The sequence below is a fragment of the Roseibium aggregatum IAM 12614 genome, from assembly GCF_000168975.1.
GTDB lineage: Bacteria > Pseudomonadota > Alphaproteobacteria > Rhizobiales > Stappiaceae > Roseibium > Roseibium aggregatum.
Genome location: NZ_AAUW01000005.1, coordinates 145,539 through 172,170, shown reverse-complemented (window position 1 = coordinate 172,170; position 26,632 = coordinate 145,539). Strand labels below are relative to the sequence as shown.

Genomic DNA, 26,632 nt, shown 5'->3' with positions numbered 1-26,632 from the left:
CGGTAGGGTTGACCCAAAGTCACCTGAAGACAAGCCGAACAATCTAGGAACATCCCCCTCGCCTTTCGCCAAGCCCTGGCCTAAAACCAAGCCATGGACGTGCAGTTGCTACCGAACAGATTCCAAAGCTGGTTCGCCTCGCGAGGATGGGCTCCGAGGCCGCATCAGCTTCAACTGATCGATCATCTTCAACAGGGCCATTCCACACTATTGATTGCCCCGACAGGCGCCGGCAAGACATTGGCAGGCTTCCTGCCCAGCCTGGTGGAGCTGGAAGCACGGGGAAAGCGCAAACCCGGTTCTGCGGGCAATGGCATCCATACGCTTTACATCTCGCCGCTGAAGGCGCTTGCGGTCGATATTGCCCGCAATCTGGAGGCTCCGGTTTCCGAAATGGATCTTGCCGTCCGGCTGGAGACCCGGACCGGTGACACGCCGTCACACAAGCGCCAGCGGCAAAAGCTCAATCCGCCGGACATTCTGCTGACCACGCCGGAGCAGATTGCCCTGTTGCTGTCAGACCCGGCCTCGGCCCGCATGTTCGCCTCGCTTCGAACCGTCATTCTGGACGAATTGCATGCGCTGGTGACTTCCAAACGCGGCGACCTCCTGGCGCTTGGCCTCGCCCGTCTGCGGCGACTGGCGCCGAACCTCAGAACCATCGGCCTGTCGGCAACTGTCGCCGAACCGGATGACCTGCGCGCCTATCTTGTGGATCAGCCCGACCCGGATGGCAGGGCGCTGTCTCACGTCGTTGAGGTCGCCGGTGGCGCCAAGCCCGACATCTCGATCCTGGACAGCGAGGAACGTGTGCCGTGGTCCGGCCACTCGTCACGTTATGCCATTGCCGACATCTACAAGCTGATCAAGGCGCACAACGTGTCGCTGCTGTTCGTCAACACGCGCAGCCAGGCTGAAATGGTGTTTCAGGAACTCTGGCGGATCAACGACGATACGCTGCCGATCGCGCTACACCACGGCTCGCTTGATGTCGGCCAGCGGCGGAAGGTCGAAACGGCCATGGCCTCCGGCGCCCTGAAGGCGGTGGTCGCGACCTCTTCGCTCGACATGGGCATCGACTGGGGCGACATCGATCTGGTGATCAACATCGGCGCACCGAAGGGCGCCAGCCGCCTTGCCCAGCGGATCGGCCGCGCCAATCACCGCATGGACGAGCCGTCAAAGGCGATCCTCATTCCCTCCAACCGGTTCGAGGTGCTCGAATGCCAGGCGGCCCTTGCCGCATCGATGCGCGGCGACCAGGACACGCCGCCGCTGCGCCAGGGCGCGCTGGACGTGCTTGCCCAGCATCTGCTCGGCCTCGCCTGCGCGGACCCGCTGGATGCATTGGATGTCTTCAATGAAATGCGGTCCTCGGAAACCTACAGGCACCTAGACTGGGAGACCTTCGAGCGGGTCCTCGATTTCGTTGCCACCGGCGGCTACTCACTGAAGAGCTACGATCAATATGCCAAGCTGCGGAAGGGCCAGGACGGGCTTTGGCGCATCTCCCACCCGAAGATCGCGCAGCAATACCGGCTGAACGTCGGCACCATCGTCGAAGCACCGATGCTGAAGGTGCGGCTGGTGCGGTCCAAGGCTTCGGGACGAAGGACGCCCGTGGGCCGCGGCGGCCGGGTGCTGGGCGAGATGGAAGAGTATTTCCTGGAACAGATGGCGCCGGGCGACACGTTCCTTTTCGGCGGCGAGGTCGTGCGTTTCGAAGGTATCCGCGAAAACGAGGCCTATGTCTCGCGCACGACATCGGACAATCCGATGATCCCGTCCTACATGGGCGGCAAGTTTCCGCTCTCCACCTATCTCGCCGAAGGTGTCCGCACGATGCTGGCGACGCCCGAGACATGGAAGGCCTTGCCGGAACAGGTGCGCGACTGGCTGACCATCCAGCAGGAGAAATCCGTGCTGCCGGCGAAGGACGGCCTCCTGGTAGAGACGTTTCCGCGCGCGAACAAGCACTACATGGTCTGCTATCCGTTTGAAGGGCGCCTGGCGCACCAGACCCTGGGAATGCTGCTGACCAAGCGGCTGGAACGCCTGGGTGCAAACCCGCTCGGCTTCGTCGCCAACGATTATGCGCTTGCGGTCTGGGGCCTTGGCGATCTGTCTCTGCTGTTTTCCTCTGGCCGAATTCCCCTGGACAGGTTGTTCGAGGAAGACATCCTCGGGGATGATCTCGATGCCTGGCTCGCCGAATCCAGCCTCATGAAACGTACGTTTCGTAATTGTGCTGTCATTGCCGGTCTGATCGAACGCCGCCATCCGGGGCTGGAGAAGTCGGGCCGGCAGGTAACCGTTTCCTCGGACCTGATCTATGACGTGCTGCGAGCCCATGAACCAGACCACATACTTCTCAAGGCAACCTGGAACGATGCCGCCGAAGGACTTTTGGATATCTCGCGTCTGGGGGAACTTCTTGCCCGTATACGTGGACGAATCACGCATACTGAACTCCCGCATGTGTCACCCCTTGCCGTGCCAATTCTCCTGGAAATAGGGAAAGAACCGGTCTACGGGGAAGCCATGGACACGCTGCTGGCAGAGGCAGCCGAAGAACTCGTACTGGAGGCTATGGAATGAGTGCCCTGACATCCCATCTGCGCAAATATGCTGCTGCGCCGGTATGTCATGACATTCAGATCAATGGCCAGCTGGTCGGTCTGCATGACAGCGGTATTCTGTGGTGGCCGGACGAATCCACCCTGGTGGTGGCCGACCTCCATCTTGAGAAAGGCTCCAGCTACGCCCGGCGCGGCGTGATGCTGCCGCCCTATGACACCGGGGCAACGCTGGAGAAGCTTGCCGGTGTGATCGATGCCTTCGATCCGGCTTGCGTCGTTTGCCTTGGAGACAGTTTCCACGACCCAGACGGGTCCGACCGGTTGCCCGCGCCGTACCGGGCCATGCTGACAACCTTGCAACTCGGCCGTGAATGGATCTGGGTCACCGGAAACCATGACCCGATTGCACCGGTTCGCCTGTGCGGTGTCACGGTCGATGAAATCACCATAGGTCCGCTGACCTTCCGCCACGAACCGATCGAGAAGGTCGGCTCTACATCAACCGCTGGAGAAATCTGCGGCCATCTGCATCCGGCTGCCCGCGTGCGCCGTTTCGGACGTTCGATCCGCCGGGCCTGTTTCGTCACCGACGGCACCCGTCTGGTCCTGCCCGCCTTCGGCGCGCTGACAGGTGGCCTCAACGTCACCGACGAAGCCTATGGCATGCTGTTCCGCCGGCGCCAGTTTTCGGTCTTCATGCTCGGCAACGACCGCCTGTTCCCCTTCACCGCCAGCAGGCTGGTCGGGGACTGACAGGTCTCGGTTTCTGATCCCGCAACTGTCTTTCGTCAGGCTGTCTCTTCAGCCGACCTCTTCTCGCCTGCCTTCACCCATGCAATGACCAGTTCATAGAACACCGCCAGGATGACGGGCCCGAGAAACAGGCCGATCAAGCCATAGGCTATGGTGCCGCCAAGAACCCCTATCAGGATCACCAGCATCGGCACGTTGAGGCCCCGGGACATCAGGATCGGGCGCAACACATTGTCGATGAGCATGACCGGCACCATCAGCACGGTGAACAGGAGCGCCGGCACCAGGTCCCAGGAGCTCCACGCCCAGATGATTGTGGGAACAATCACCAGTGCCGGACCGATCTGCACGATACACAGGATCAGCGCAACGAAGGTCAGGACACCGGCAAGCGGCACGGAAAAGGCGATCAGCACGATGCCTGTGAGCAGCCCCTGGACGACAGCAACACCGATGACCCCTCGCGAGACGTTGCGGATGGTGGCTCCTGCCAGATCGACGAACTCAGACCCACGCGGAGCAATGATGCGGTCGGCGAACAGCTTGGCGCCTTTGGCCAGAGCGGGAGCCGGCACAAACAGGCAGCCCGCCAGGATGATGGAAACAATGAAGAACAGAACGCTGCCACTCAGCGATGCCAGAACGCCGAGGATGCGGCTGCCTGCGGGCACCAGCGTCGGGCCGACCTTGGCAAACACCTGTTCGAGGCCCTGGCCGGCAAGTTGCCAGATTTCGGAAAGCTTCGCACCGACCACCGGCAAAGCGGCCAGCTTCTCCGGCAATGGCGGCAGCTTGAGAACCCCGCCGGCAACGCCGTGATACCACCCTTGCAGCGTGTCGACGAGACTGACGACCAGCACGGCGACGGGCCCTATGACAATCGCCAGGCAGCAGAGGGTGATCAGCACTGCCGCCAGAACCTTGCGTCCACCAAGCCTGGCTGTCAGCCAGCCAAAGACGGGATACAGCGCGACCGTCAGCACCACGGCCCAGACCAGAAACAGAAAGAACGGCGCCACGAGCTGAAGCGAGAAATAGGCGAATAACCCGAGAACGCCGAGGCGGATGGCAATGTCGATGACCCTGGCGTCGAGCGTCGGGTCCGCTTTCACGACTGTTTCCACCCGTGCTGTAGATGAGGGTTCTTCTGTCATGTCCGCCTGCCCCAACGGTCTGGAAAATCGCTGGACTTGAGAATAGCCGCGGCAGCGGCGAGTGCCAGTGGAAAGTGCGCAGGCAAGCGGTTTTACGCTGCGCACCAAAGGTGTTGCGCAGATGCCAGCAATCCGAACCGGCAGAGTTGGATGGCTCCGGGCAGACCTAAGGAGACTGATTAATCCTTGCGGAAAATCACGCCGGCGAGCCAGCCCGTGAAAATGGCCAGAGAGACTGCGAGGAGGCCATAAAACAGCGGATAGGACTGTGCCATTTCGAAGGTAACCTGTTCAAAACCGCTTTTTGCGACGGCCAGTGTCTGCTCCGTCTGGGCCACCACATCGCCATGCAGGAACAGGAAGCTTTTCACCTTGTAGTCGCCCACCGGAATGTTGGCCGGCAGCGGAATATTGGTGCGGAACATCGTGTCGGTCAGAAAAGTGATCGAGGTTTCCTGCTCAGAATAGAGGCCCATCTGCTTCCGCAGCCGGACGAAGGCACGGCGAAAATCGTCCCGGTCGGACAGCGCCACGTTGGAAACGCCTGACACCGCCAGATTGATGTGGTTGAGGCCGATGCCGAGATCATCAAGCACCGTGCGGTTGGCCATGTTGCTGATGTTGATCGTGCTGGCGACGGCATAATAGGAAGGAACGTTTTGAAACCGCTCGGCCTCGCGGTTGACCCACACCCCCAGAAAGCGGCCCTTGCGGCGCGTGGTAATATCCTGGGGCGGACCTTCCACAACGATGGCAAGTTCGTAACCGCTGGGATCGTTCGGCTGGCGCTCGATGTTGCTGGCCTGCCCGAAAATGACGATTTCCGTGCCCGTGAAATTGGACTGGATCGAGATCAGATCCGACGACAGGGACGTCACCAGTTCCTGAGCGGGCCGGTTCTGCGCCTGTGCGCCTGTCGTCAGACAAAGAACCATCGACAGAAGAAGGATCAGCCGGCTCATGCCCCTGCCCCCTTCCGGATCGCGATGGAATAGAAATCGTCCGGCGTCAGCAGAAGGTCGACCGCAAAACGCAGTCCGACAGCCAGAACAAGCAAAGCCAGCAGCAGGCGGAGCTGGTCGCCGCGCAAGTTCTGGCCCATGCGGGCCCCGAACTGGGCTCCGATGACACCACCGATCATCAGCGTCATGGCCAGAACGATGTCGACCGTCTTGGTTCCCATGGAATGGAACACGGTTGCGGCCGCCATCGTGAACAGGATCTGGAACAGGGAGGTGCCGATGACGATGTTGGTCGGAACGCGCAGCAGATAGATCAACGCCGGAACCATCATGAAGCCGCCGCCGATACCCAGGATCGTGCCGAGAAAGCCGATGATCGCGCCCAGCCCGACAACCGGAATGACGCTGACATAGAGTTTGGAGCGGCGGAAGCGCACTTTCAGCGGCAGACCGTGGATCCAGTTATGCTGCCCGGGTTTGCGCGCTTTGGGCGCTACACCGGATTTGCGCCGCCGGATGGCACGGATGGATTCGAACAGCATCAGGCCGCCGATGGCGCCCAGGAACGTCACATAGGACAGCGAAATCACGACATCAAGCTGACCGACGGACTGTAACACCTGGAACAGGATGACGCCGATCAGCGAGCCCAGCACACCACCGCAGAGCAGGATCGTGCCGAGTTTCAGGTCGATGGCCTTTCGTCGCCAGTAGGTGACGACAGCCGACGACGACGAAGCAACCACCTGGGTGGTGACGGTCGCAACGGAAACCGCTGGCGGGATGCCGGAGAAGATCAGCAACGGTGTCAGCAGAAACCCGCCGCCGATACCGAACAGGCCCGACAGGAACCCCACGGCACCGCCCATGCCGAATATCACGAAGATATTCACCGGAATCTCGGCTATGGGCAGGTATAATTGCACGGGATCAACCGGAAAATTGCAGAAATGACTGCTTAATGATTACGATGAAATGGTTAAAGACCTGTACTGTCCGGCCTGTCAACCGGCCTGCGGGCCGGTTCCGTTCCATTCGCCGATTTTAGACCAGTGACCGGCGGAATTCGACCATTGCGTTGCGAATTTATCCCGGCATCAGTCCCGTTTCAAAGACCGTGCCCGATACCGTTTCTCCCGTCAAAAATCTGATGGCATTTTTGCCATGGCCTTATCCACTGCAAAGCAGACGCTGGCAGAAAGCCTGGCTCACCGCAAGCGAAGGCACGTTTGCTTGCCGCACACGTTCTCTTTCCGGCGTAAGGAGAGATGAAAAGCGCTGCCACAAAGCCAAGACGCCCAGCCGGGCAGCAAGCCTGACTGGGCGTCTCTCCGATTTCTGATCGCCATATCTTTCGCCGGTCCCTTTGGATCGGCGCGTGCCGGGTCAGATCGCCTGGCTTTTCAGCTCGTCCAGCAGACGGCTGTCAACTTCTCCGGTTTCCGGCATTCCGAGGCTGCGCTGGAAGGCGCGGATCGCGCTGCGGGTGCGCGGCCCCATCTGACCATCCGGCGTTCCGGTGTCGAAACCGAGATAGTTCAGCTTGTCCTGAGCTTCCTTGACCATGGCCGTGTTGTCGGGAGCCTGGATCGACACTTTTTCCGCCGGCAATGCAGCGGCATCCACCCAAGCCGGTTCCATCGTCACCTTGTTGGCTGCCGCGTCCGGTGTCTTCAGCTTGAAGCTCTCGACGGCAAGCCGAGCATTGGCGAGCATTTCCTGGTCCATCATGTTGGCGACATCGTCACGGCGCTTGGCCGCTTCCGGATCGCCCTGATCGGCCGCGATGGCGAACCACTTGTAGCTGGCAACCAGATCCTTATCGACACCGATACCTCCGGCATAGAGGATGCCCAGGTTGAACAGGCTGTCCTTGACGCCGAAGTTGGCGGCTTGCTCGAACCACTTTGCGGCAGCGGCATAGTCGGGCTGTTCACCGCCCCCTTCCGCATAAAGAACGGCAAGGTTATGCATGGCTTTCGCATTGCCTGCCTCGGCGGCCTTGGCGTACCAGGCTTTTGCCTTTGGCAGGTCCTTGTCGACGCCGCGGCCTTTTTCGTAAAGACTTGCGAGCCTGTACTGAGCGGGCGCGAGACCCTTGTCGGCGGCTTTCTGATACCAGACCGCAGCCTTGGCCAGATCTGCCGGGACACCGTTCCCCTCGGTGAATTTCACACCCACCAGGAACTCTGCAGCCGCATTGCCACTGGCAGCGGCGCTGCGCAGCGCCATCGGACCAACGCCCTCCGGCGGCAGGTTGGCAAGGAGGTTTGCCGGCGCACCGGCGTCGCTTGCGGGCTGGAACCCTGACACCGTGCTTTCACCGGCTGCGCCAAAGGTGCTGGCAACGCCAGCAGGCGGAGCGAAGGCCAGTTCGGTTTCCGGGGCAAGCGGTCCGGTGGCAGAAGCTGTCTGTACGGTGCCGCTCTCGGTGACCGGTGCCGAGGGAGCCGGAGCCGGCTGTGCTGCTGCCATGGCCGGCGCCTGCGGCGTCATTGCATCGCCTGCGTCGTCCGGCAGAGGGGTGCTTGCTCCAGATGCTGCAAGTTCAGAGCCCGTTGGTTGCGGGCCCTCAGCTTCGGCGCCGCGGCTTTCTGCAAGAGCAACTCCGCCTGTAGTATCAGCTACCGGATGGGCATCTGCCTGTGCCGGAGCCGCATCCGCCATGTCCTGCGCGGGCACGGCTTCAACGGTTTCCGGCGTATTGGCAGCAAGCTGGTCACCCTCTTCCGGGACACCGGTTGCCATGCGGAACACCTGCAGCGTTCCGAGCAGCAGCACGACAGCAGCAGCGGTGTAGAGAATGGCGCGGCGGCGGCCATTGGAGGCCTGCGGCGTTTCCGGCGCCGGGCGGTCGCCCGGGAGGACGGTCGCATCCTGGGATTCGAACGCCTGATCGGCGACTTCCTCGGCTTTCAGTTCCAGATCTTCGACCGGCTCAACCTTATCTGCCTTGGCGGCGGACTTGTCGCGCTTGAGGACGTTGCGCAGCCAACCGACGCGTGCCTTGCCGCGTTCCTCGTCGGCCACTTCCGGTTCCTCGACCGTCTGTTGGCGCTTTTCCAGTTGAGCAGCTTCGGCAGACGCTGCCTGTGCGGCCCGCCGGGCGGCGGCAATGAAGTCGGCCTTGCGGTCCCGGGTCCGGTCATCGGAACGCGGTGCGTTAACCGGCCGCTGATCGCCTTCCGGCTTCTTCGCCCTGGACCTCTTGGAGAAGAGCGGAGCAGGCTCATCGACATTGATCGGCGAGAAGCTGGAGGCCGGCGCTTCGCCGAAATGTTCGGCACGCTCCAGATTGTCCAGGCGTTCTGTCAGCGATCCGAGAACGGATTTGACCCCGTCAAAGGTGTTGCGTGTCCGTTCGTCGTTTCCTTCGGCCGCATCCAGCAACCGCTTCAGATCGGACTGAAGCTCCGTAATGGCCTGGTCATACTGGCCGCTACGAGCTGTCGGGGCGTTTTCGATGGCTTCCAGAGCTGCTTCGCGGGCAATCTCGACGACGTCCGACCGGGTTTTCTCCAGGCCCTTCTCGATCCGCTCCAGGAACGGCGAGAACTGTTCCATGCTGAAGGCACGGGAGGACGTGCTTTCGATCTGTTCGGCGAGCGCGGCAACCTTCGCGCCAAGCTGTTCGAAGCGGCCGTCGTCGGTCACTTCGGCGCCCTTCGACACGACCTGCGCCAGATCGGCAATCCGCTGTTCCAGCGCCTCGGTGGAGGCCGGAGCGGACACGCTGGCGCGCATGGACCCGATTTCCGCCCGAAGCTTGTCGAGATCGGATGTCGTGACGGTGTCTTTCGGCTGATCCAGACGCTCGGTCAGATCGTTCAGCCGTTCCTGAAGCTGGACCAGGAACTTGGTGTCGGGTGCATTGCCGCCAGCCCGCATGGCTGCCGCATCCAGAACGGGCACGGGACGAGCCGACTTCTTTTCGATTGCGTCGATCTTGCCGGAAATCGCTTCCAGACGCTGCTCCAGGGCCGCGAAGGCTCCTGCATTGGCTGAAGGCAGCGGCCCGGCCTGTTCCATCCGCTCCAGGCGATCAACGATCTCATCGAGACGCCGGTCGACCTGGCCCAGATGCTGGCTGTCGACCGGAGCTGCACGGTCATCGGCCATCATGCCGACGATGTCCTCAAGACGGCCCTGCAGCCTGGAGATCGTTTCCGGTTCCGGCATGCGCTGTTCCATGGCGGACAGACGGCTGTCCAGGCCACGCTGTTCACGCGCCAGCACTTCCAGATCGTCCAGCCGGCTGGAGACGAACTTCATCCGGTCATCGATGCCCTCGACAAGACCCTTGATGTCGATCTGTTCGACGAAGCCGCGCACTTCCCGCAATTCTGCGCGAAGGGGCTCGATCTCGTCATGGCCCTTGCGCTGCAAGAGCTCTTCCATACGCTCGGCAATGCTGATGACCCGGTCTTCCAGCACGATCATGTGCTCGGACCGTGGCAGCGCGGCAAAGGCGTCCTCGATTTCGTTGAGTCGAGCGGTCACGCCCCTCAGAACGCGCGGATCGACCGAAGCACGGGACAATTCGTCGAGGCGTTGCAGAATGTGGGCATAGCCATGCTCAAGGGTCTGCAGAGCCCCTTCCACATTGGTGCGGCCGACCATGTCCTTCAGGTCCGCAACTTCCTTGCGGATATCGCGGGCAAGCTGATCGTTCTTCTTGTCGGCCCGCAAACGCTCGACCATGTCGGACAAGCGGCGCAGTTCCGCATTCTGCCGGCTCACGGTTTCGTTGGTGCCGCGCGACAGGCCGCCAAGCGCCTCGCGCAGCGAACCAAGCTCGTCGCGCACCTGATTGAAGGCCTGTTCCTGCGGCGCTCTCAACGCATCGATGCGGCGGCCAAGGTCCTTGTAGATATGCATGGACGCGTCGCTTCTGCCGCGTCCGTCCCGTTCCCGGTGACGGGAGGGCTGCCGCGTATACTGCGTTCCGTAAGCTTCGTCTTCTTCATAGGAGGGATCTTCGGCAGGCAAATTGTCGATGGCGTAACTGCCGGGGCGCGGACGCGGATTTGGCGCGGACCGAAGCGGCTCGTCGGCGAAATCGGAACGATAGTCCTGTCCGTAGTCGTGCCTCGGATCCGGCCTTGACAGCCCTTGCACCTGTTCGTCCAGACGATCCAGCGCACCCATGACGTCATCGATGCCCGGCTCCCTGTGCTGCGCTCGGCGGCGCGGCGCAGGTTGACGCGGCTCGGGCCGGTGGGTTTCAGGCCTGTTTGCTGGCCGACGTGGTTCAGACTGATCGGCCAGCAGGCGGTCCAGCTCGTCCGCCACGGCATCGAGATCCTCGTCGCGTTCTTCGGAGGGATAACGGTCCTGGCCGCCGAGCGCCGTTGCAGTGCGCGTCAACCTTTCGATACGACTGCGCGCCGGCTCGCGGCGCGGTGCATCGTAAAAGTCGTCGCCTTCATACGCATCACGGCCGCGGCGTCCTGCCTCGTTTTTCTTCCAAGCCGGCATCTCTTGACCCTGGGCTGACGGTCATTCAGACCGCTGATGGAGCAGGCTGCACCAAATTTCCGTCGAGGACGGGACAGGCGCAGCGTTTTGAAAGACTTTGTCGTTTTAGGGTAAACAGGCCGTTAATTGGCGTTGCTAAATGCGAAAACAGTCCGTTTTCGAATGAATATCCGCATTTCAAGGGAACAGGGTGGAGCGAATCGGCGAACGCTACGTTAACGAAATTTTCCCCGACGACCTTCCGTGACTGGACGTTAACGCAAACGTAAGCTAAATAGTACGCAAGAAACCGGCTGAGCCACTGTGCACACAAACGCGTCACCTGCGAACGCACCGCAGACCATGTCTTCGGAGCGGGTTTCGAAAACTGCATAACATCAACGATGAGCCGGGCAACGGCTGAAAAACGAGAACAAACTGCTATGAGCGAAGCTCTTTCGATCCTCAATGAAGATGATCTTGTGGACGTTGTGTCCGCGACCGACGACAGCACCAAGAAAACCCAGTTCACCATCGGCGACCTGGCAAAAGAATTCGACTGTACCCTGCGTACGCTGCGCTTCTACGAAGACAAGGGGTTGCTCAACCCGAAGCGTGATGGCCTGAACCGGGTGTATAACCGCCGCGACCGCGCCCGCCTGAAGCTGGTGCTCATGGGCAAGCGCGTCGGCTTTTCCCTGTCCGAAATCCGCGACATGCTCGACCTTTACGACCTGCGCGACGGCCAGGTGACCCAGTTGCGCGTTGCGCTATCCAAGTTCAACGAACAGATCGCCGTTCTGGAAGAACAGCGCAAGGACATCGAACAGGCCATCGAGGAACTGTCGCGCACTGTCGAGATCGTCTCCGGCATGCTGAAGCACAAGGAAGCGGAAGAGGCATAAGCCCCTTCCCTTTCGACCTGAGAGATTTGAAACCGCTGGAGGCAACTCCGGCGGTTTTCGTTTGCGGAATTGCCGTTATGCACGTTTTACGTGAACCGGCACTCTTTTCTCAAACTGACGAAATTGCTCAAAAATACGCCCTCTCAACACGAATTCGTGTGCCGGACTCGCGGAAATCATTCCCATCAGCATGTTTTAGGCGTATTTTTTTGTCACCCCTTCCGTTGGGATACCACTTGCCGGAAAAAAACTAGACGCGTATATAGAGCTCAAGGTGACGTTTACGGAAACGTAAGGTCGAGACATAAACGGCAAATCTGGGAGGATTTCCATGCCGAGCTATACCGCTCCCGTCGATGACACGCTTTTCCTGTTGAAGGACGTGTTCGGCTACGACCGATACTCCAACCTTCCGGGCTTTGCCGATGCGCCTCTCGACCTGGTGGAAGCGATCCTGCGCGAGGGCGGCAAGTTTGCAGAAGAAGTTCTTCAGCCTCTGAACCAGACCGGCGACAATGAAGGCTGCACCCACAATGAAGACGGCTCCGTTACGACGCCGACGGGCTTTCTCAAAGCCTACAAGGCCTTTTGCGAAAACGGCTGGGGCACGCTGTCCGCCGATCCGAACTACGGCGGCCAGGGATTACCGCACACGCTGACCACCATTTTCAACGAGTTCGCCTCGTCGGCAAACATGGCCTTTTCCATGTATCCGGGCCTGACGGCGGGTGCCGTGGCCGCCCTGACGATCCACGGCACGGACGAGCAGAAGCAGACCTATCTTCCCAACATGATCGCCGGCACATGGACCGGCACCATGAACCTGACAGAGCCGCATTGCGGAACGGATCTCGGCCTTATCCGCACCAAGGCGGTGCCGCAGGCCGACGGTTCCTACAAGATTACCGGCACCAAGATCTTCATTTCCGCCGGTCAGCACGACATGGCGGAAAACATCATCCACCTGGTATTGGCCCGCATCGAAGGCGCGCCGGAAGGCACCAAGGGCATTTCGCTGTTCGTCGTGCCGCGCAATGCGATCGGCGACGACGGTACGGTGGGTGACAACAACGGCGTTTCCTGCGGTTCCATCGAGCACAAGATGGGCATTCACGGCAACGCGACCTGCGTGATGAACTACGACGATGCCACTGGCTGGCTGGTTGGCGAGGAGAACAAGGGCCTGCGCGCCATGTTCACCATGATGAACGAGGCCCGTCTCGGGGTCGCCGTTCAGGGGCTTTCCCAGTCGGAAGTCGCCTATCAGAACGCGGTCACCTACGCCAAGGACCGCATTCAGGGGCGTGCCCTCACCGGACCGAAGGCGCCGGACAAGCCCGCCGATCCGATCATCGTGCATCCGGACGTGCGCCGCACCCTGATGCAAATCCGGTCCTTCAATGAAGCTGCCCGGGCGCTGATCATCTGGACCGCGCTTCACGGCGATGTCTCGCACCGCTCGGACGACGAAAAATCCAAGCAGTTCTCAGACGACATGATGGGCCTGATGACCCCGGTGCTCAAAGGCGTTCTGACCGACACCGGCTTCGCCAATGCGGTCAATGCGCAGCAGCTTTACGGCGGTCATGGGTACATCAGCGAATGGGGCATGGAGCAATTCGTCCGCGATGCCCGCATCGCCATGATCTACGAAGGCGCAAACGGCATTCAGGCCCTGGACCTCGTCGGCCGCAAGCTGCCAGCGAATGGCGGCCGCGCGGTCATGAGCTTCTTCAATGAGGTCAATACCTTCCTGAAGGAGAACAAGGACAATGAAGCCCTTGCCGCCTTCACCGCCCCCTTGAAGAAGGGCATGGACGATCTGCAGGCCGCGACCATGTGGTTCATGAACAACGCCATGAAGAACCCGGACAATGCCGGCGCCGGTTCGGTCGATTACATGCACCTCTTCGGTCTCGTCGCCATGGGCTACATGTGGGCAAAGATTGCCAAGACGATCCAGGAAAAGACCGCGGAAGGTGCAGGAGACAAGGCGGACTGGCTGGAAACCAAGCTGACTTTCGGCCGCTTCTTCATGGAGCGCACGCTGCCGGAAACAGCCGCCCACCTCGCCCGGATCTCGTCCGGCTCCGAAACCATGATGTCGGTTGCCGCGGACGCCTTTTAAGGGCGTCCGGGGACTGGCTGACCGATGGCGGAAATTTGAGCCCGCAAATCGAAACCGGCCGCTATAGTCGCGTTCCAATTTGATTTGCGAGGGGATTTTCAAGTTATGGCTGAATACGTTCTTCACTGCATGGCCCAGTCGGGGCACTCCTACAAGGTGGCCCTGATGCTGGAACTGTGCGGTGCCGACTGGAAGCCGGAATGGGTCGACTTCTTCAATGGAGCCACCCGTACGGAAGAGTTCCGCGATACGCTGAACGAGATGGGTGAAGTGCCCGTGCTCGTTCATGGGGACAACATCCTGACCCAGTCCGCCGTCATCATGGACGACCTGTCCGAGAAATTCGGTGCCTTCGGCTGGGAAAACGACGAAGAACGGCGGGAGATCCTGCGCTGGACGATCTTCGACAACCAGAAGGTTTCCGGCTTGCTCGGCCCGCTGCGGTTCCTGCGCACGCTGATGAAGACCGGCGAAACGGACGTCGTCAAATGGCTCGACGGACGCTCGAAATCCGCTCTTGCCATCCTGGACAAGCATTTTGCCAAGAACGAGTTCGCCATCGGCAAGAAGCCGACCAGCGCGGATTTCTCGCTGTGCAGCTACCTCTTTTACGAAGGTGAGCTCGGGATCGATCTCGACGCTTATCCGAATGTCACCAAGTGGCTGGGGCGGATCAAGGCTCTGCCCGGCTGGAAACATCCTTACGACCTCATGCCCGGTCATCCCTTGCCGGACAAGACCTGAGGCGAATCCGATCTAGAGGAGGATCTGATGCCCGAAGCCTATATTTACGACCACGTGCGCACCCCGCGCGGACGCGGCAAGAAGGACGGTTCGCTGCACGAAGTGCCCACCGTCCGTCTGGCAGCCACCGCGCTGGAAGCGATCCGCGACCGGAACGGCCTCGATACGACCCGGGTGGACGACGTCGTCCTGGGCTGTGTCGACCCGGTCGGGGAAGCTGGTGGCGACATTGCCCGTGCGGCGGTGTTTGCAGCCGGTTACGACAAATCGGTTCCGGGCATGCAGATCAACCGCTTCTGCGCGTCCGGTCTCGATGCGGTCAACATGGCTTCGGCCCAGGTGATGGCAGGCCAGCACAAGCTGGTGATCGCCGGCGGTGTGGAGAGCATGAGCCGCGTCGGCCTTGGCGCTTCGGGCGGCGCCTGGCCGATCGAACCGCAGGTCGCCATCCCCTCCTATTTCATGCCTCAGGGCGTGTCGGCAGATCTGATTGCCACCAAATACGGTTTTTCCCGCGATGACTGCGATGCCTACGCGGTGGAAAGCCAGAAGCGTGCCGGCAAGTCCTGGGACGAAGGCCGGTTTTCCAAATCGGTCGTGCCGGTGAAGGACGTCAACGGCATCACCATTCTGGACCGGGACGAGCACATGCGGCCGGACACCGACATGCAGTCGCTCGCCTCGCTCAACCCCTCCTTCGAGATGATGGGCAACATGGGCGGTTTCGATGCGGTCGGCATTCAGGCCCATCCGGAAATCGAAAAGATCAAGCACGTCCACCACGCCGGCAACTCCTCCGGCATAGTCGACGGGGCTGCCGCTGTCCTGATCGGCTCCAGCACCGCGGGCCGTTCCTGCGGCCTGAAACCGCGCGCCCGCATCAAGGCCTTCGCCAACATCGGCTCCGAACCGGCCCTGATGCTCACCGGCCCGGTGGATGTCACCGAAAAGCTGCTGAAAAACGCCAAGATGGACATCAAGGACATCGATCTCATCGAGATCAACGAAGCCTTCGCCTCCGTCGTTCTGCGTTACCAGCAGGCCTTCGATCTCGATCCGGCAATCGTCAACGTCAATGGCGGTGCAATTGCCATGGGCCATCCGCTTGGCGCTACCGGTGCCATGATCCTCGGCACCGTGCTCGACGAACTGGAACGCCGCGATCTCAACACCGCCCTCGTCACGCTGTGCATCGGCGCAGGGATGGGAACGGCGACCATCATCGAGAGGGTCTGACCATGATCAGCAACATCGACAGGGAGTTCGCCCAGATCACCGACTACTGGTCTCCGCGCGTGGTGGCCGATGTCAACAATCAGAGCGTCAAGCTTGCGAAGCTGAAAGGCGAGTTCGTCTGGCACGACCACCAGGACGAGGACGAACTGTTCTTCATCGTCAAGGGCAGCCTCACCATTCGCTACCGCGACCGGGACGACGTCGTCCTGAATGCGGGCGACATGCATGTCGTGCCCAAGGGCGTCGAGCATAATCCGCTCGCAGAAGACGAATGCTGGGTGATGCTGTTCGAACCCGCAGAGACCAAACACACCGGCGACGTTGTCGTCGACGGCACGAAGACGGCTGCGCAACAGCGCGCCCATCTGCAGTCGGCCGGCGCCTGACCCGAGGAGGACCATCAGATGAGCTACAAGAATTTCACCGTTGAAACCGATGAGGACGGTTTCGCCCTGATCACCTGGGACATGCCGGAAAAATCGATGAACGTCATCGATCTGTCGGTCATGGACGAGCTGGATGCGATTGTCGACCAGATTGCCGGGGACGAGGCCATCAAGGGTGCCGTGATCACGTCCGGCAAATCCGCCTTTTCCGGCGGGGCTGACCTGACCATGCTGGAAGGCCTCCTGAAGGACTTCCACGTCAAGCGCGGCAATGACGCGGAAGCGGCCGCCAAGGCGCTCTTCGATGGATCGCGCAAGCTGTCTCAGGTCTACCGCAAGCTGGAAACCTGCGGCAAACCCTTCGTGGCAGCCGTTGCCGGCACCTGCATGGGCGGCGGCACCGAGCTGGCGCTTGCCTGCCATGGCCGTGTCGTTGACGAAGGCCTGAAAATGGGCTTGCCGGAGGTCAAGGTCGGCCTCTTCCCGGGAGCCGGTGGCACCCAGCGCGTGATGCGCATGACCGACGGCCAGCAGGGCATGCAGTTCCTGCTCCAGGGCCGCACCTTGCGTGCCCCGCAGGCCAAGCAGATGAAACTGGTGGATGAGGTCGCGCCGACCAAGAAACTGGTCGCTGCCGCCAAGAAGATGCTGAAAGCAGGCCTCGACCCGGTCAAGGACTGGGACAAGAAGGGCTACAAGCTGCCGAACGGCAATGTCTATTCCCCGGCAGGCTTTCAGTTCTGGCCGGCCGCCAATGCGATCTATCGCCGCGAGACCCATGACAATTATCCCGGTGCCCGCTACCTGCTGCGCTCGGTTGTCGAAGGCCTTCAGTTGCCGATGGATCTCGCGCTTCAGGTGGAAAGCCGCTATTTCGCCAAGGTGTTGCAGACGCCCGAAGCTGCCAACATGATCCGCTCGCTGTTCGTCTCCATGCAGGAGCTGAACAAGCTGGCCCGCCGCCCGGCCGATCAGCGGCCGAACAAGATCCGCAAGATCGGTATTCTGGGCGCAGGATTCATGGGCGCAGGCATTGCCTATGTCACCGCGCAGGCCGGCATCGACGTCGTCCTGATCGACCGAGACCAGGAGGCCGCCGACAAGGGCAAGGCTCATTCCGACGAGTTGATCACCAAGGCGATCAAGCGCGGCCGGGCGAGCGAGGAGCAGAAGGAAAAGCTGCTGTCGAAGATCACCGCCACCGTCGATTATGAAGCCCTTGCCGATTGCGACCTGGTGATCGAGGCGGTGTTCGAGGACCGCGACATCAAGAAAGCGGTGACGGAGAAGGCCGAGGCGGTGATGAAGTCCCGCGCGATCTACGCTTCCAACACCTCGACTTTGCCGATTACCTCGCTGGCGCAGGCGTCCAAGCGGCCGAAGAATTTCATCGGTATTCACTTCTTCTCGCCCGTCGACAAGATGATGCTGGTGGAAGTGATCCTCGGCAAGCGCACCTCCGACCGTGCGCTCGCCATGGCGCTCGACTACATCAAGGCCATCAAGAAGACCCCGATCGTCGTCAACGACAGCCGTGGCTTCTACACCTCGCGCGTCGTCATGACCTACATCCGCGAAGGCCTGATGATGCTGGCGGACGGCGTTCCGGCGGCCATGATCGAGAATGCCGGCAAGATGGCCGGCATGCCGGTCGGCCCGCTGTCGCTTGGCGATGAAGTGGCGCTGGACCTCGCCTGGAAGATCGTCTCCGCCACCCGCAAGGACCTTGGTGTCAAATATGTCGAGGGTCCGCTCGACAATATCCTGGAAGAGATGGTGGTCAAGCAGGAGCGTTTCGGCCGCAAGAACGGCAAGGGCTTTTACGACTACAAGGGCAAGGACAAGAGCCTGTGGCCCGGCATTCCGGAAGTCACCGGCCAGCCGAAGCCGGCTGAGAGCTTCAACATCGAAGAGCTCAAGCAGCGGCTTCTGGTGATGCAGGCACTCGAAACCGCCCGCATCTTTGAAGAAAAGTGCCTGACGGATGTGCGTGAAGCCGATGTCGGTTCGATCCTTGGCTTTGGCTTTGCCCCCTATACCGGCGGCACGCTGAGCTACATCGACATGATGGGTACGCCAGCTTTTGTCGAGCTTTGCAAGAAGTTCACCCGCAAGTGGGGCCCGCGCTTCAAGCCCAACAAGCTGCTCAAGGATATGGCCAAGGAAAACGAGACCTTCTACGGCAAATTTCCGCCCAAAGCGGACGCCAAGGTCAAGGACGCCGCCTGATCATGAGCCGATGCCGCTCCCGCATGGGAGCGGCATCGGACAGTCGCGCGCCAACAATTGTTAGCATTTTACGACAAAACTTGATCCGGCATGACTTGTCATGCACAGTTCTGCCTGGAATTAGGCATGGGCAGGCTGGAGATACGAATGCCGCTAGATGGCGAATGGGCGCGCTCGGATGTCTTCCGCGTTCTGCGCGACATCTGTTCAAACGCCAATCTGGACTGGCCGCAGATGGCCAGGCTCTATGAGTTCGATCTCGCAAGCCTGGACGATCCGCAAGGCACCGTACCAATAGCTGCCTGGCATGCCGTGTTTGAACATATCGCCGCTGTTCTCAACGACGACGCCGCAATGTTCGACCTCTTCAACACCATCGATATCGGCTGTTTTTCCATCTTCGACTACCTGTTTGCCTGCGCCCCGTCGCTTCGGGACGCCTGTCAGGCATGGGCACGGTTCAGCCCGATCCGAACCAATGCCTATCGCGTGAAATTCGATGAGGACGAGACCGGTGGCTACGTCGAGTGGCCCATTCTCGAGGGACGCGGAGAATGGCGGCAGAACGTGTTTGCACGTGTGGGCTGGGCAACCCAGCAGATTGAACATGCGCTCGACATGAAAGTGCCTCCGATCCTCATCGAGCTTGCGACGCCGCCTCCCCGATGCACTTCCAATTTTCAGAAAAAGTATCAGGGCCGGATCAAATTCGGGGCGACGCGGAACAGAATCTCGTTCCCGAAGTCTCTGCTCTCCCGCCCTTTGCGGCGGCACGACGCGCATTTGTACGAGATCATTCTGAAATCGGCGGCGTCGGAACTGGAACGCTTCGGCGAGCTTGAATCGCCGCTGTCCCGCATTGCGAACGAAGTTGCGTCCAGCCTGTCGACCGGTGCCTGCACCTTGCCGCTCATCTCCTCCAAACTGGGCATGTCGCAGCGGGCAGTCCAGCGGCTCCTTGAAAGAGAAGGTACGAGCTTCCGCCAACTCAGCGAGGAAGTTCGGCGGTCCGCCGCCGAACGTTATCTGCTTGGAACGGATCTCCCGATGAAGGAGATTGCGTATCTGCTGGGATTTTCGGAACTGAGCACCTTTTCCCGGGCGGTCAAGACATGGTTCGGCGTCTCACCCAAAAAGGTGCGGGATGCGCCGCGCTCCAGACCGCATACAACGGACAGAACCTCACCGGGACGCAAACAGGTGGTCAAGCGGTCCAAGACGGCTGCGACTCTTCCCTCCGCTTCCCGGCAGTCCGCCGTCGCAAAGTGAGATCCCCACGGCCAGGGTCTTCACGCTGAAGCTTCGTTATTTATCAAGAATTGCGGCACGGCGGCTTCGGGCTTGTCGCCACCGTGCCAGAGATCGTTCGTATTGCCGGCGATCTCATGGATGTCTCTCCATGAAACCACCTGTACCGCAACCGGCTGTTCATCCCGTTGGATGAAGAACAGGTGGGGTCGATGGCGGCTGGCCCATCCTGCGAAGTGTGCGCCTTATCTGCCGGTTTGGGGTATTTCCCGCTCCGACGGCTGTCTTTCACCGCAGGTAGAGGAAGGCAGATCGCAGCGGATGTGGGTAGCCGCAAACGATCTAGATGCGCATTCCTGAAAGTTTAATACGCCAAGCCTGCTTCCAAGTCTTTGGCAGGATGCGTACAGAACTATACGATTTACGACACCAAGTTTAATTAATAAGAAATCTTACGATCTGACTTCTTCAATACGCCAAGTCTTCGCAGTGTTTGGGCAGCCTCATTGTAATCGGCAGCGAATGTTCCTAACTTCTGGCCAGCATCGCTACCAACATCATGCAGGAGACACCTATGTCCGACACCGGCCTGAGCCGTTTTCTGGGAGGCTCGCCAGCCCAGGTGCTTTTGCGGCTTGTGTTCCTGTCCTTCGTTGTCGGCATCATCCTCTCCGCACTGAACCTCGACCCGCTCGACCTGATCACCATGTCGTTCGACTTTGTCGAACGGCTGTGGAACATGGGTTTCAACGCTCTCGGACGGCTGGGTAAATATCTGGTCATCGGTGCGATGGTGGTCGTGCCGATCTGGCTGGTGACGCGCCTTCTGGCCATGGGACGCAACCGCTAAGATCAGAGGAAGGCGACGTTCCGAGTTTGAGTCGTGACCGCAACTTCCACGGGAAATTAACTCTTTATTAATCGAAATTAACCAAAACTGGCGGGGCCTTCCCAAGCCTGAAAGGGCCTTTTCATGTCCGCCGTTGCCACGTCCAAAGTTGCCGCTTCCTTTCAATCCTATTCGCGTATGGGCACACATGCGGGCAATCGTGCGGCTTCGCTTGGCGCAGCGCAGACGCTCACGACCTTTCTCGGTGCAACCGGCTCGGCGGAGGACGAGGACAAGGCAAAATCCCTGTTCGAGACGTACAAGGATTCTGGTGAACTCAACAACAGCCTTTCCCGGTCGGTGGAATCCAACAAGGATGCCTTGCGCAACCAGAAGATCAACAAGGCCAAGGAGCGGATCGAACGGCTCAAGGAAATGCTTCGTTTCGCAACACCAGAGCAGGCCAAACGGCTGCTCAAGGAACTGAAACAGGTCGCCAAGGAGTTCAAGTCCGCTTCACAGGACCTGAAATCCGCAGGACAGAGCCTGAGCGGTGGGGCAACCGGCGCGGACGCTCTTGCAGGAGTGTCAAACGCGACCGGCACGCCAACCGTCACTGCAGACACAGGAACGCTAGTTGCAGGGGCTCAGGCACCGGTCACGGGTGTGACCGCGACGGCAAGCATTTCCGACGCAAGTGTTCCAACATCCACGCCTGAAGCAGGCACTGCATCTCCGGCTTCGGACGGCAAGGCCAGAGGCACGGACCAGGCAGGTCAAAGCCAAGAAGGCCAGGGTCAAACGGATCAAAGTCAAGACGGTGAGGATCAGGATGGGTCTTCCCCGGAAGAGCAAAAGTCCGGTAGCTGGAAGGAAGACCTCAAGGCAGCCATCCTCACCTACGCGGAACGGCAACAGGAAACGGACAGGGCCCATACTGCAAGCCGCCGGTCCGGACTTCAGGGCGACAAGGAAGCCTTGGCCAAGATGGCAGATGACATCAAGTCGCTTGCCGCACAGATCGAACGTCTGCTCAAGCGTGATGACCGGGACTCCAAAAAAGACCTGAAGGATGTCCGCGAGGACCTGAAGGACGGCATCAAGGCACTGAGGGACACTAACCTCACGGCTGAGCCGGAAGTACCTTCAACCGTTGCCACCGGCAGCACGGACGCTGTCTTCGCAGCAAACGTTACGGCAAATGTTTCCGTGCAGGTGTCGGATATCGTGGTTTGATCCGTTTTACCTAAGTGCGGACGTCTCAGCCCGCCGCGGAGAGCGCCGCCCCAATCAAAACCGCCCTTGCTGTCCGGTGCAGCGTGACGTGGCGGTCGGCCAGTTCGTCGATGTCCGTTGAGTAACCTCCTCCCAGAACGCCGGCCAGAGGCACCCCTGCCTGTCGCACCGTTTCGATGACATAGCGGTCACGCCGCCAAAGCCCTTCGCGTGACAGCGCCAGCCTGCCGAGGCGGTCGCCCGAATAGGGGTCGACACCGGCATTAAAAAAGACAATGTCCCATGGCCCCTGGCGCAGCAGGTCCGGCAGAACCTCTTCCAGAATAGCAAGATAGACTTCGTCTCCCGTGCCATCGGCAAGGCCTATGTCGAGATGCGACGGGACCTTGCGGACCGGGTAGTTCTTCTCCGAATGGAGCGAGAACGTGAAGACATTCGGATCCCCCTGGAAAATATCCGCGGTACCGTCGCCCTGATGCACATCGAGGTCGATAACCAGCGCCGTTCGAATGGCTCCGTCCGCTTGCAGCACCTTGATGGCGACGGCGACGTCGTTGAAAACGCAGAACCCGGCACCGTGCGCCCGCCGGGCATGATGACTGCCTCCGGCGGTGTTGCAGGCAATGCCGTGTTCCAGTGCCAGATATCCCGTCAGCACGGTTCCGCCAGTGGCGCAGCGGGCACGAAGGGCGATGTCTTCGCGCATCGGAAACCCGATTTCCCGCGCTATCTTGTCCGGCACACGGGCGTTGAAGACCTGATCCACATAGGCTGGTTCGTGTGCCAGCGCGACCCACTCGAAGGGAGCTGGACGGGGCCTGAAAAAGGCATTGTCGCTGAGAAGACCTTCCCTACGTATCAGCTCGGCAACGGCACGGAACTTGTCCATCGGGAACCGGTGATTGGCGGGAAGATCGGCGCAGTAGGCCGGATGGTGTACGATCGGCAGGGTCATCTGTGCGCAATATAAGGCGCCTGTGGCGTCACGGGCACCCCTTTGCGCGGGGCCAATGACATTTGCAATGCCACCTTCAGGATCAGCACCCTTCCCTGCCCCGTTCGAGGGCGACGACGTATACCCGGTATGTGCGGAAAAGAATTGACGCGCGTGCACCGGGCGGACATGAAGGTCTTCCCTTTGTAGCGAGCCATCATGTCCCACCCTCCAGCTACCGGCGAGCGGCCAAGCCTGGCCTTTGCGGTTACGCACCGCTCCGTTCTGGCGATCGCCATTCCGATGACGCTCGCCTATCTGTCGACACCTCTGCTCGGTATTGTCGACATGGCCGTGATCGGCCGCCTCGGAGACCCGGCCCTTCTTGGCGGTATCGCCATCGGCGGCATCATCTTCGACCTGGTGTTCACGACGTTCAATTTCCTGCGGTCCGGAACAACAGGGCTGACGGCACAGGCCTATGGGGCTCAGAACGAGGAAGAAGTCAGGGCGACACTGTTGCGCGCCTTTCTGATTGCGGCCTTCGGCGGCCTTCTCGTCATCCTGTTGCAGGGCCCCTTGCGGGAAACCGGCCTCTGGTTCCTGGGAGGCAGCGCCGATGTGCAGGCCGCCACGAGCCGCTATTTCGATATTCGCGTCTACAGCGCCCCGTTCCTGCTTGCCAATTACGCCATACTCGGCTGGTTCATCGGGCTTGGGCGCGCGGGAACCGGCCTTGTTCTCCAGCTTGTCCTGAACGGGCTCAACATCGGCCTCAGCGTCTGGTTCGTCATCGGGCTCGGCTGGAGCGTGGAAGGCGTTGCACTGGCAACGGTCCTGAGTGAAATCGCGGCAACATGCCTGGGTGTCGGGCTGATCGTCTTCACCTCCGGCAAGGCACCGTGGCCGGCTCCCAAGGTCATTTTCGACCGCCGTTTGCTGGTGCGCATGATGGCTGTCAACCGCGACATCATGATCCGCTCCTTCACCCTTCTGTTCGCCTTCGCGTTCTTCACCGCGCGCTCGGCTGACCAGGGCGACACCGTTCTTGCGGCCAACGCGCTGCTCGAAAAATTCATCATGCTGACGGCGTTCTTTCTGGACGGCCTTGCAACCGCGGCGGAACAGCTTGCCGGCAGGGCGGTCGGTGCAAAATACCGGCCAGCCTTCGACCGCACCTTGAAACTGACGGCCTTGTGGAGCTTCGCGCTGGCAGGGATCCTCTCGGCCCTGTTCTGGTTCTTCGGCCAATACGTGATCGATTTCATGACCACAGCCGAAGACGTCCGCCAGGTGGCTGCGACCTATCTTGTCTGGGCCATTCTGACACCCGTGTTCGGGGTGCTGGCTTTCCAGATGGACGGCGTCTTTATCGGTGCCACGTGGTCGTCGACCATGCGGAATATGATGCTGCTGTCGCTGGCCGTCTATCTGGCAGCCTATTACCTGCTGTTTCCGGTCCTTGGCAACCACGGCCTCTGGCTGGCGTTCCTGCTCTTTTTCGGAACGCGCGGCCTGACCTTGCTGGCCGCCTGCCAGAAGCGGGCGGCTGAGACATTCGGCGTTGCCTGACCCTAAGCCGTTTCCGACGCCCAGGCGTCTACATTCGCATCGCGAGCCTCGCGCAGCGATGCCAAACCGTGCTGATCCAGCTTCGCTGACAGGCCGCTCAGGATCTCGTCGATCAGCCCCGCCCCCTTGAAGACGAGCGCGGAATAGAGCTGCAGCAGATCGGCACCCGCGGTGATTTTCGTCCAGGCGGTTTCCGCGCTGTCGATACCGCCAACACCGATGATCGGCAGGTCTGGTCCGGCCAGTTTGCGGGCGCGTGCCAGCATGATGGTCGACTTACGGAACAGGGGCTTGCCGGACAATCCGCCGGTCTCCTGCGCAGGTCCCTTACCGCTGAGGCCTTCGCGCCCGATGGTCGTGTTGGAGACGATCAGACCGTCGACTTTCTTGGCGAGCACTTCTTCGACAATGTCCCGCAGATCTTCGTCCGCCACGTCCGGTGCGATCTTCAAAAGGACAGGAACCTTGCGCCCGAGCTTTTGCGTGGACGCGTCCCGGGCGGTGATAACGGCGGTCAACAGATCGGCAAGCGCAGACCGCGCCTGCAGGTCGCGCAGCCCGGGCGTGTTCGGCGAGGAGATGTTGACCGTAAAATAGGACGCCAGATCGGCAAAAGCGGTGATCCCGGCGACGTAATCGGCGATCCGGTCGGCCGCGTCCTTGTTGGCCCCAACGTTGATGCCGACAATGCCACTCTGTTTTCGCCGGGCTTCGAGGCGCTGGCGCAGGGCCGCATGTCCCTCGTTGTTGAAACCGTAGCGGTTGATCACCCCCTCATCGGCAGGCAGACGAAACACGCGCGGGCGCGGATTTCCCGGCTGCGGCCTGGGCGTCACCGATCCGGCTTCAGTGTATCCGAAGCCGAGCTTCAGCAGGGCATCGGGCACTTCACCGTTCTTGTCGAAACCGGCAGCCATCCCGAGCGGATTGGGAAAGGTCAGATCCCAGAGCCTTACCGCAAGACGCGGATCGTCAGTCCTACGTCGCGCCGGCATCAACCCGGACTTCAAGGCCAGGATGGTCGCACGGTGCGCGGTTTCGGCGTCCAGGCACTGAAGGCCTTTCAGCGCGGCGTTTTCCAGAAAGGGCGGTATCATCGCGCAAGCTCCGGAAAGTCATGCGAGCCGTCCGGTGAAAGCGGCAAGTCCTTCACCCAGAGTGCGGTCGTCGGGTCCAGCGGAGCGTAGAGATGGGGGAACAGGGCGCCACCGCGCGACGTCTCCCATTTCAGCTTGTCGCCGAAACTGTCGGCATCGAAGGCGGCAAGCAACAGTTCCTGCTGGCCGGCGAAATGCTTTGCCGCAGTTTCCCGAACCTGATCTTCAGCCGAAAAATGAATGAAGCCGTCCTGAAGATCCACCGGTGCGCCTTTGAAAACGCCGAGGCCGATTGCTTCCTGCCACAGGGATTTTGGAACGATCTTGAATATCAGTGTCATCTGTCTGCCTTGCCTGGTGCCAGCGACGGCATGGCAGGCAAAGGCCCGGCGCATGCTCAACCGGTCGGGACACTACTCATCCGGGCCGTCCCGAACAAGCCGCACGGGCAGGCCTGCCTGTTTCTTTTGAATTTTGGCCGGGAAAACCCATATGCGTGAAAGGTATTTATTCCTGCCGCGCAATACGGAGAAACCGGCAACCGTGCTCTCACACGAAAAAGTCTGGGCGGCCATCGACGCCCTCGCCTCACAGAACGGACTTACGCCGTCCGGCCTGGCACGGCGGGCCGGTCTGGACCCGACCGCATTCAATCCGTCGAAACGCGTTGCGGGTGACGGGCGCCCGCGGTGGCCCTCCACCGAGTCGCTTGCCAAGGTGCTGGCGGCAACCGGCGAAGCCCTGAACACCTTTGCCGCTAGAGTCGAAACCGAGGACGCGCCAAGTGGCAGCGTACCTGCCCTGGTGCCCGTTGCTGCACTGGAAGCAGCGTCGGACCGCAATGCCTTCGACGCCGCAGGCCGCCCTTCCGGCGCGACCTGGCAGCAGTTCAGCTTTCCGCAGCCCGGAGCCTCCTTTGCGCTGCAGGTCAGCAACGAAGATTTCCAGCCTCTTTACCGGAACGGCGATATCGTTGTCGTTGCACCCGATGCCCCGCTTCGCACGGGAGACCGGCTGGCACTCAAGCTAACCAGTGGCCGTCTGTCGCTTTATACCTTGCAGGAGGCAGGCGGTGAGGAACTGTCTGTCCGTACAATCGGGGAGAATTCACACTCCCTGCGCTTTCGGCACTCGGCAATTGAGTGGACTGCCCGTATTATCTGGGCGAGCCAATAACCTGCGA

The 26,632-nt window shown here is 60.7% G+C and carries 20 protein-coding genes; 13 read left to right on the top strand and 7 right to left on the bottom strand.

Annotation, left to right across the window (positions count from 1 at the left end; genetic code table 11):
- Positions 1 to 93 precede the first annotated feature (93 nt).
- Both SIAM614_RS08440 and pdeM read left to right on the top strand, forming a co-directional pair.
- A complete protein-coding gene (locus SIAM614_RS08440; RefSeq protein WP_040439635.1) occupies positions 94 to 2,598 on the top strand; it encodes a ligase-associated DNA damage response DEXH box helicase in 2,505 nt (834 codons plus the stop codon).
- Positions 2,595 to 3,332 carry a ligase-associated DNA damage response endonuclease PdeM gene (gene pdeM, locus SIAM614_RS08435; RefSeq protein ID WP_006933619.1) on the top strand — a complete coding sequence of 246 codons (738 nt, stop codon included), beginning with the start codon at positions 2,595 to 2,597 and terminating at the stop codon, positions 3,330 to 3,332. The genes SIAM614_RS08440 and pdeM overlap by 4 nt, the downstream gene beginning before the upstream one ends.
- 35 nt (positions 3,333 to 3,367) lie before the next feature.
- On the opposite strand, the gene SIAM614_RS08430 is transcribed toward pdeM, so the two are convergent.
- From SIAM614_RS08430 to SIAM614_RS08415, 4 genes are all read right to left on the bottom strand, one after another.
- A complete protein-coding gene (locus SIAM614_RS08430) occupies positions 3,368 to 4,486 on the bottom strand; it encodes an AI-2E family transporter (protein WP_006933618.1) in 1,119 nt (372 codons plus the stop codon).
- Positions 4,487 to 4,665: 179 nt separating this feature from the next.
- Positions 4,666 to 5,448: a TIGR02186 family protein gene (locus SIAM614_RS08425; protein ID WP_006933617.1), complete on the bottom strand. Its 783-nt coding sequence runs from the start codon at positions 5,446 to 5,448 to the stop codon at positions 4,666 to 4,668.
- Entirely contained in the window at positions 5,445 to 6,374 is a 930-nt protein-coding gene (locus SIAM614_RS08420) for a sulfite exporter TauE/SafE family protein (protein WP_040439633.1), read from the bottom strand. Before SIAM614_RS08420 ends, SIAM614_RS08425 begins: the two co-directional genes overlap by 4 nt.
- Before the next feature lie 460 nt (positions 6,375 to 6,834).
- Positions 6,835 to 10,926: a peptidoglycan-binding protein gene (locus tag SIAM614_RS08415; protein WP_006933615.1), complete on the bottom strand. Its 4,092-nt coding sequence runs from the start codon at positions 10,924 to 10,926 to the stop codon at positions 6,835 to 6,837.
- Positions 10,927 to 11,348: 422 nt separating this feature from the next.
- On the opposite strand from SIAM614_RS08415, the gene SIAM614_RS08410 reads away from it, so the two are divergent.
- The 9 genes from SIAM614_RS08410 (at position 11,349) to SIAM614_RS08370 (ending at position 21,846) form a co-directional block, all read left to right on the top strand.
- Positions 11,349 to 11,810, top strand: a complete 462-nt coding sequence (locus tag SIAM614_RS08410) for a MerR family transcriptional regulator (RefSeq protein ID WP_040439631.1) — start codon at positions 11,349 to 11,351, stop codon at positions 11,808 to 11,810.
- A 331-nt stretch (positions 11,811 to 12,141) separates the two neighbouring features.
- Positions 12,142 to 13,938: an acyl-CoA dehydrogenase C-terminal domain-containing protein gene (locus SIAM614_RS08405; RefSeq protein WP_006933613.1), complete on the top strand. Its 1,797-nt coding sequence runs from the start codon at positions 12,142 to 12,144 to the stop codon at positions 13,936 to 13,938.
- 105 nt (positions 13,939 to 14,043) lie between these two features.
- Positions 14,044 to 14,682: a glutathione S-transferase family protein gene (locus tag SIAM614_RS08400; RefSeq protein WP_006933612.1), complete on the top strand. Its 639-nt coding sequence runs from the start codon at positions 14,044 to 14,046 to the stop codon at positions 14,680 to 14,682.
- Between the two features lie 27 nt (positions 14,683 to 14,709).
- Positions 14,710 to 15,918: an acetyl-CoA C-acetyltransferase gene (locus tag SIAM614_RS08395; RefSeq protein WP_006933611.1), complete on the top strand. Its 1,209-nt coding sequence runs from the start codon at positions 14,710 to 14,712 to the stop codon at positions 15,916 to 15,918.
- Positions 15,919 to 15,920: 2 nt separating this feature from the next.
- A complete protein-coding gene (locus SIAM614_RS08390) occupies positions 15,921 to 16,304 on the top strand; it encodes a cupin domain-containing protein (protein WP_006933610.1) in 384 nt (127 codons plus the stop codon).
- Between the two features lie 18 nt (positions 16,305 to 16,322).
- The gene (locus SIAM614_RS08385; RefSeq protein ID WP_006933609.1) at positions 16,323 to 18,533 is read left to right on the top strand and encodes a 3-hydroxyacyl-CoA dehydrogenase NAD-binding domain-containing protein; all 2,211 of its coding nucleotides are present in this window, start codon (positions 16,323 to 16,325) and stop codon (positions 18,531 to 18,533) included.
- 147 nt (positions 18,534 to 18,680) lie between these two features.
- Positions 18,681 to 19,802, top strand: a complete 1,122-nt coding sequence (locus tag SIAM614_RS08380; RefSeq protein WP_006933608.1) for an AraC family transcriptional regulator — start codon at positions 18,681 to 18,683, stop codon at positions 19,800 to 19,802.
- Between the two features lie 553 nt (positions 19,803 to 20,355).
- Positions 20,356 to 20,631: a DUF6460 domain-containing protein gene (locus SIAM614_RS08375; RefSeq protein ID WP_006933607.1), complete on the top strand. Its 276-nt coding sequence runs from the start codon at positions 20,356 to 20,358 to the stop codon at positions 20,629 to 20,631.
- 123 nt (positions 20,632 to 20,754) lie between these two features.
- Positions 20,755 to 21,846 (top strand): hypothetical protein, encoded by a 1,092-nt coding sequence (locus tag SIAM614_RS08370; RefSeq protein WP_006933606.1) that lies wholly within the window; start codon positions 20,755 to 20,757, stop codon positions 21,844 to 21,846.
- A gap of 25 nt (positions 21,847 to 21,871) precedes the next feature.
- On the opposite strand, the gene SIAM614_RS08365 is transcribed toward SIAM614_RS08370, so the two are convergent.
- On the bottom strand, positions 21,872 to 22,801 hold the full coding sequence (locus tag SIAM614_RS08365; RefSeq protein ID WP_006933605.1) for a histone deacetylase family protein: 930 nt from the start codon (positions 22,799 to 22,801) through the stop codon (positions 21,872 to 21,874).
- 198 nt (positions 22,802 to 22,999) lie between these two features.
- On the opposite strand from SIAM614_RS08365, the gene SIAM614_RS08360 reads away from it, so the two are divergent.
- Entirely contained in the window at positions 23,000 to 24,352 is a 1,353-nt protein-coding gene (locus SIAM614_RS08360) for an MATE family efflux transporter (RefSeq protein ID WP_006933604.1), read from the top strand.
- A 2-nt stretch (positions 24,353 to 24,354) separates the two neighbouring features.
- Here SIAM614_RS08360 and SIAM614_RS08355 read toward each other — a convergent pair whose 3' ends face one another.
- Complete coding sequence (locus SIAM614_RS08355) at positions 24,355 to 25,449, bottom strand: quinone-dependent dihydroorotate dehydrogenase (protein WP_006933603.1); 1,095 nt, start codon at positions 25,447 to 25,449, stop codon at positions 24,355 to 24,357.
- Entirely contained in the window at positions 25,446 to 25,790 is a 345-nt protein-coding gene (locus SIAM614_RS08350) for a DUF952 domain-containing protein (protein WP_040439694.1), read from the bottom strand. The genes SIAM614_RS08355 and SIAM614_RS08350 overlap by 4 nt, the downstream gene beginning before the upstream one ends.
- A 151-nt stretch (positions 25,791 to 25,941) precedes the next feature.
- Between SIAM614_RS08350 and SIAM614_RS08345 the strand changes: the two genes are divergently transcribed.
- Positions 25,942 to 26,625, top strand: coding sequence for a S24 family peptidase (locus tag SIAM614_RS08345; protein WP_006933601.1), 684 nt, complete (start codon positions 25,942 to 25,944; stop codon positions 26,623 to 26,625).
- Positions 26,626 to 26,632: the final 7 nt, after the last annotated feature.

What these genes read in the sequence shown, in the direction of transcription:
- SIAM614_RS08440 (WP_040439635.1), top strand. Translation starts at nt 94, where the DNA reads ATGGACGTGCAGTTGCTACCGAACAGATTCCAAAGCTGGTTCGCCTCG.
- pdeM (WP_006933619.1), top strand. Translation starts at nt 2,595, where the DNA reads ATGAGTGCCCTGACATCCCATCTGCGCAAATATGCTGCTGCGCCGGTA.
- SIAM614_RS08430 (WP_006933618.1), bottom strand. Translation starts at nt 4,486, where the DNA reads ATGACAGAAGAACCCTCATCTACAGCACGGGTGGAAACAGTCGTGAAA.
- SIAM614_RS08425 (WP_006933617.1), bottom strand. Translation starts at nt 5,448, where the DNA reads ATGAGCCGGCTGATCCTTCTTCTGTCGATGGTTCTTTGTCTGACGACA.
- SIAM614_RS08415 (WP_006933615.1), bottom strand. Translation starts at nt 10,926, where the DNA reads ATGCCGGCTTGGAAGAAAAACGAGGCAGGACGCCGCGGCCGTGATGCG.
- SIAM614_RS08410 (WP_040439631.1), top strand. Translation starts at nt 11,349, where the DNA reads ATGAGCGAAGCTCTTTCGATCCTCAATGAAGATGATCTTGTGGACGTT.
- SIAM614_RS08405 (WP_006933613.1), top strand. Translation starts at nt 12,142, where the DNA reads ATGCCGAGCTATACCGCTCCCGTCGATGACACGCTTTTCCTGTTGAAG.
- SIAM614_RS08400 (WP_006933612.1), top strand. Translation starts at nt 14,044, where the DNA reads ATGGCTGAATACGTTCTTCACTGCATGGCCCAGTCGGGGCACTCCTAC.
- SIAM614_RS08395 (WP_006933611.1), top strand. Translation starts at nt 14,710, where the DNA reads ATGCCCGAAGCCTATATTTACGACCACGTGCGCACCCCGCGCGGACGC.
- SIAM614_RS08390 (WP_006933610.1), top strand. Translation starts at nt 15,921, where the DNA reads ATGATCAGCAACATCGACAGGGAGTTCGCCCAGATCACCGACTACTGG.
- SIAM614_RS08385 (WP_006933609.1), top strand. Translation starts at nt 16,323, where the DNA reads ATGAGCTACAAGAATTTCACCGTTGAAACCGATGAGGACGGTTTCGCC.
- SIAM614_RS08380 (WP_006933608.1), top strand. Translation starts at nt 18,681, where the DNA reads ATGCCGCTAGATGGCGAATGGGCGCGCTCGGATGTCTTCCGCGTTCTG.
- SIAM614_RS08375 (WP_006933607.1), top strand. Translation starts at nt 20,356, where the DNA reads ATGTCCGACACCGGCCTGAGCCGTTTTCTGGGAGGCTCGCCAGCCCAG.
- SIAM614_RS08370 (WP_006933606.1), top strand. Translation starts at nt 20,755, where the DNA reads ATGTCCGCCGTTGCCACGTCCAAAGTTGCCGCTTCCTTTCAATCCTAT.
- SIAM614_RS08365 (WP_006933605.1), bottom strand. Translation starts at nt 22,801, where the DNA reads ATGACCCTGCCGATCGTACACCATCCGGCCTACTGCGCCGATCTTCCC.
- SIAM614_RS08360 (WP_006933604.1), top strand. Translation starts at nt 23,000, where the DNA reads ATGTCCCACCCTCCAGCTACCGGCGAGCGGCCAAGCCTGGCCTTTGCG.
- SIAM614_RS08355 (WP_006933603.1), bottom strand. Translation starts at nt 25,449, where the DNA reads ATGATACCGCCCTTTCTGGAAAACGCCGCGCTGAAAGGCCTTCAGTGC.
- SIAM614_RS08350 (WP_040439694.1), bottom strand. Translation starts at nt 25,790, where the DNA reads ATGACACTGATATTCAAGATCGTTCCAAAATCCCTGTGGCAGGAAGCA.
- SIAM614_RS08345 (WP_006933601.1), top strand. Translation starts at nt 25,942, where the DNA reads ATGCGTGAAAGGTATTTATTCCTGCCGCGCAATACGGAGAAACCGGCA.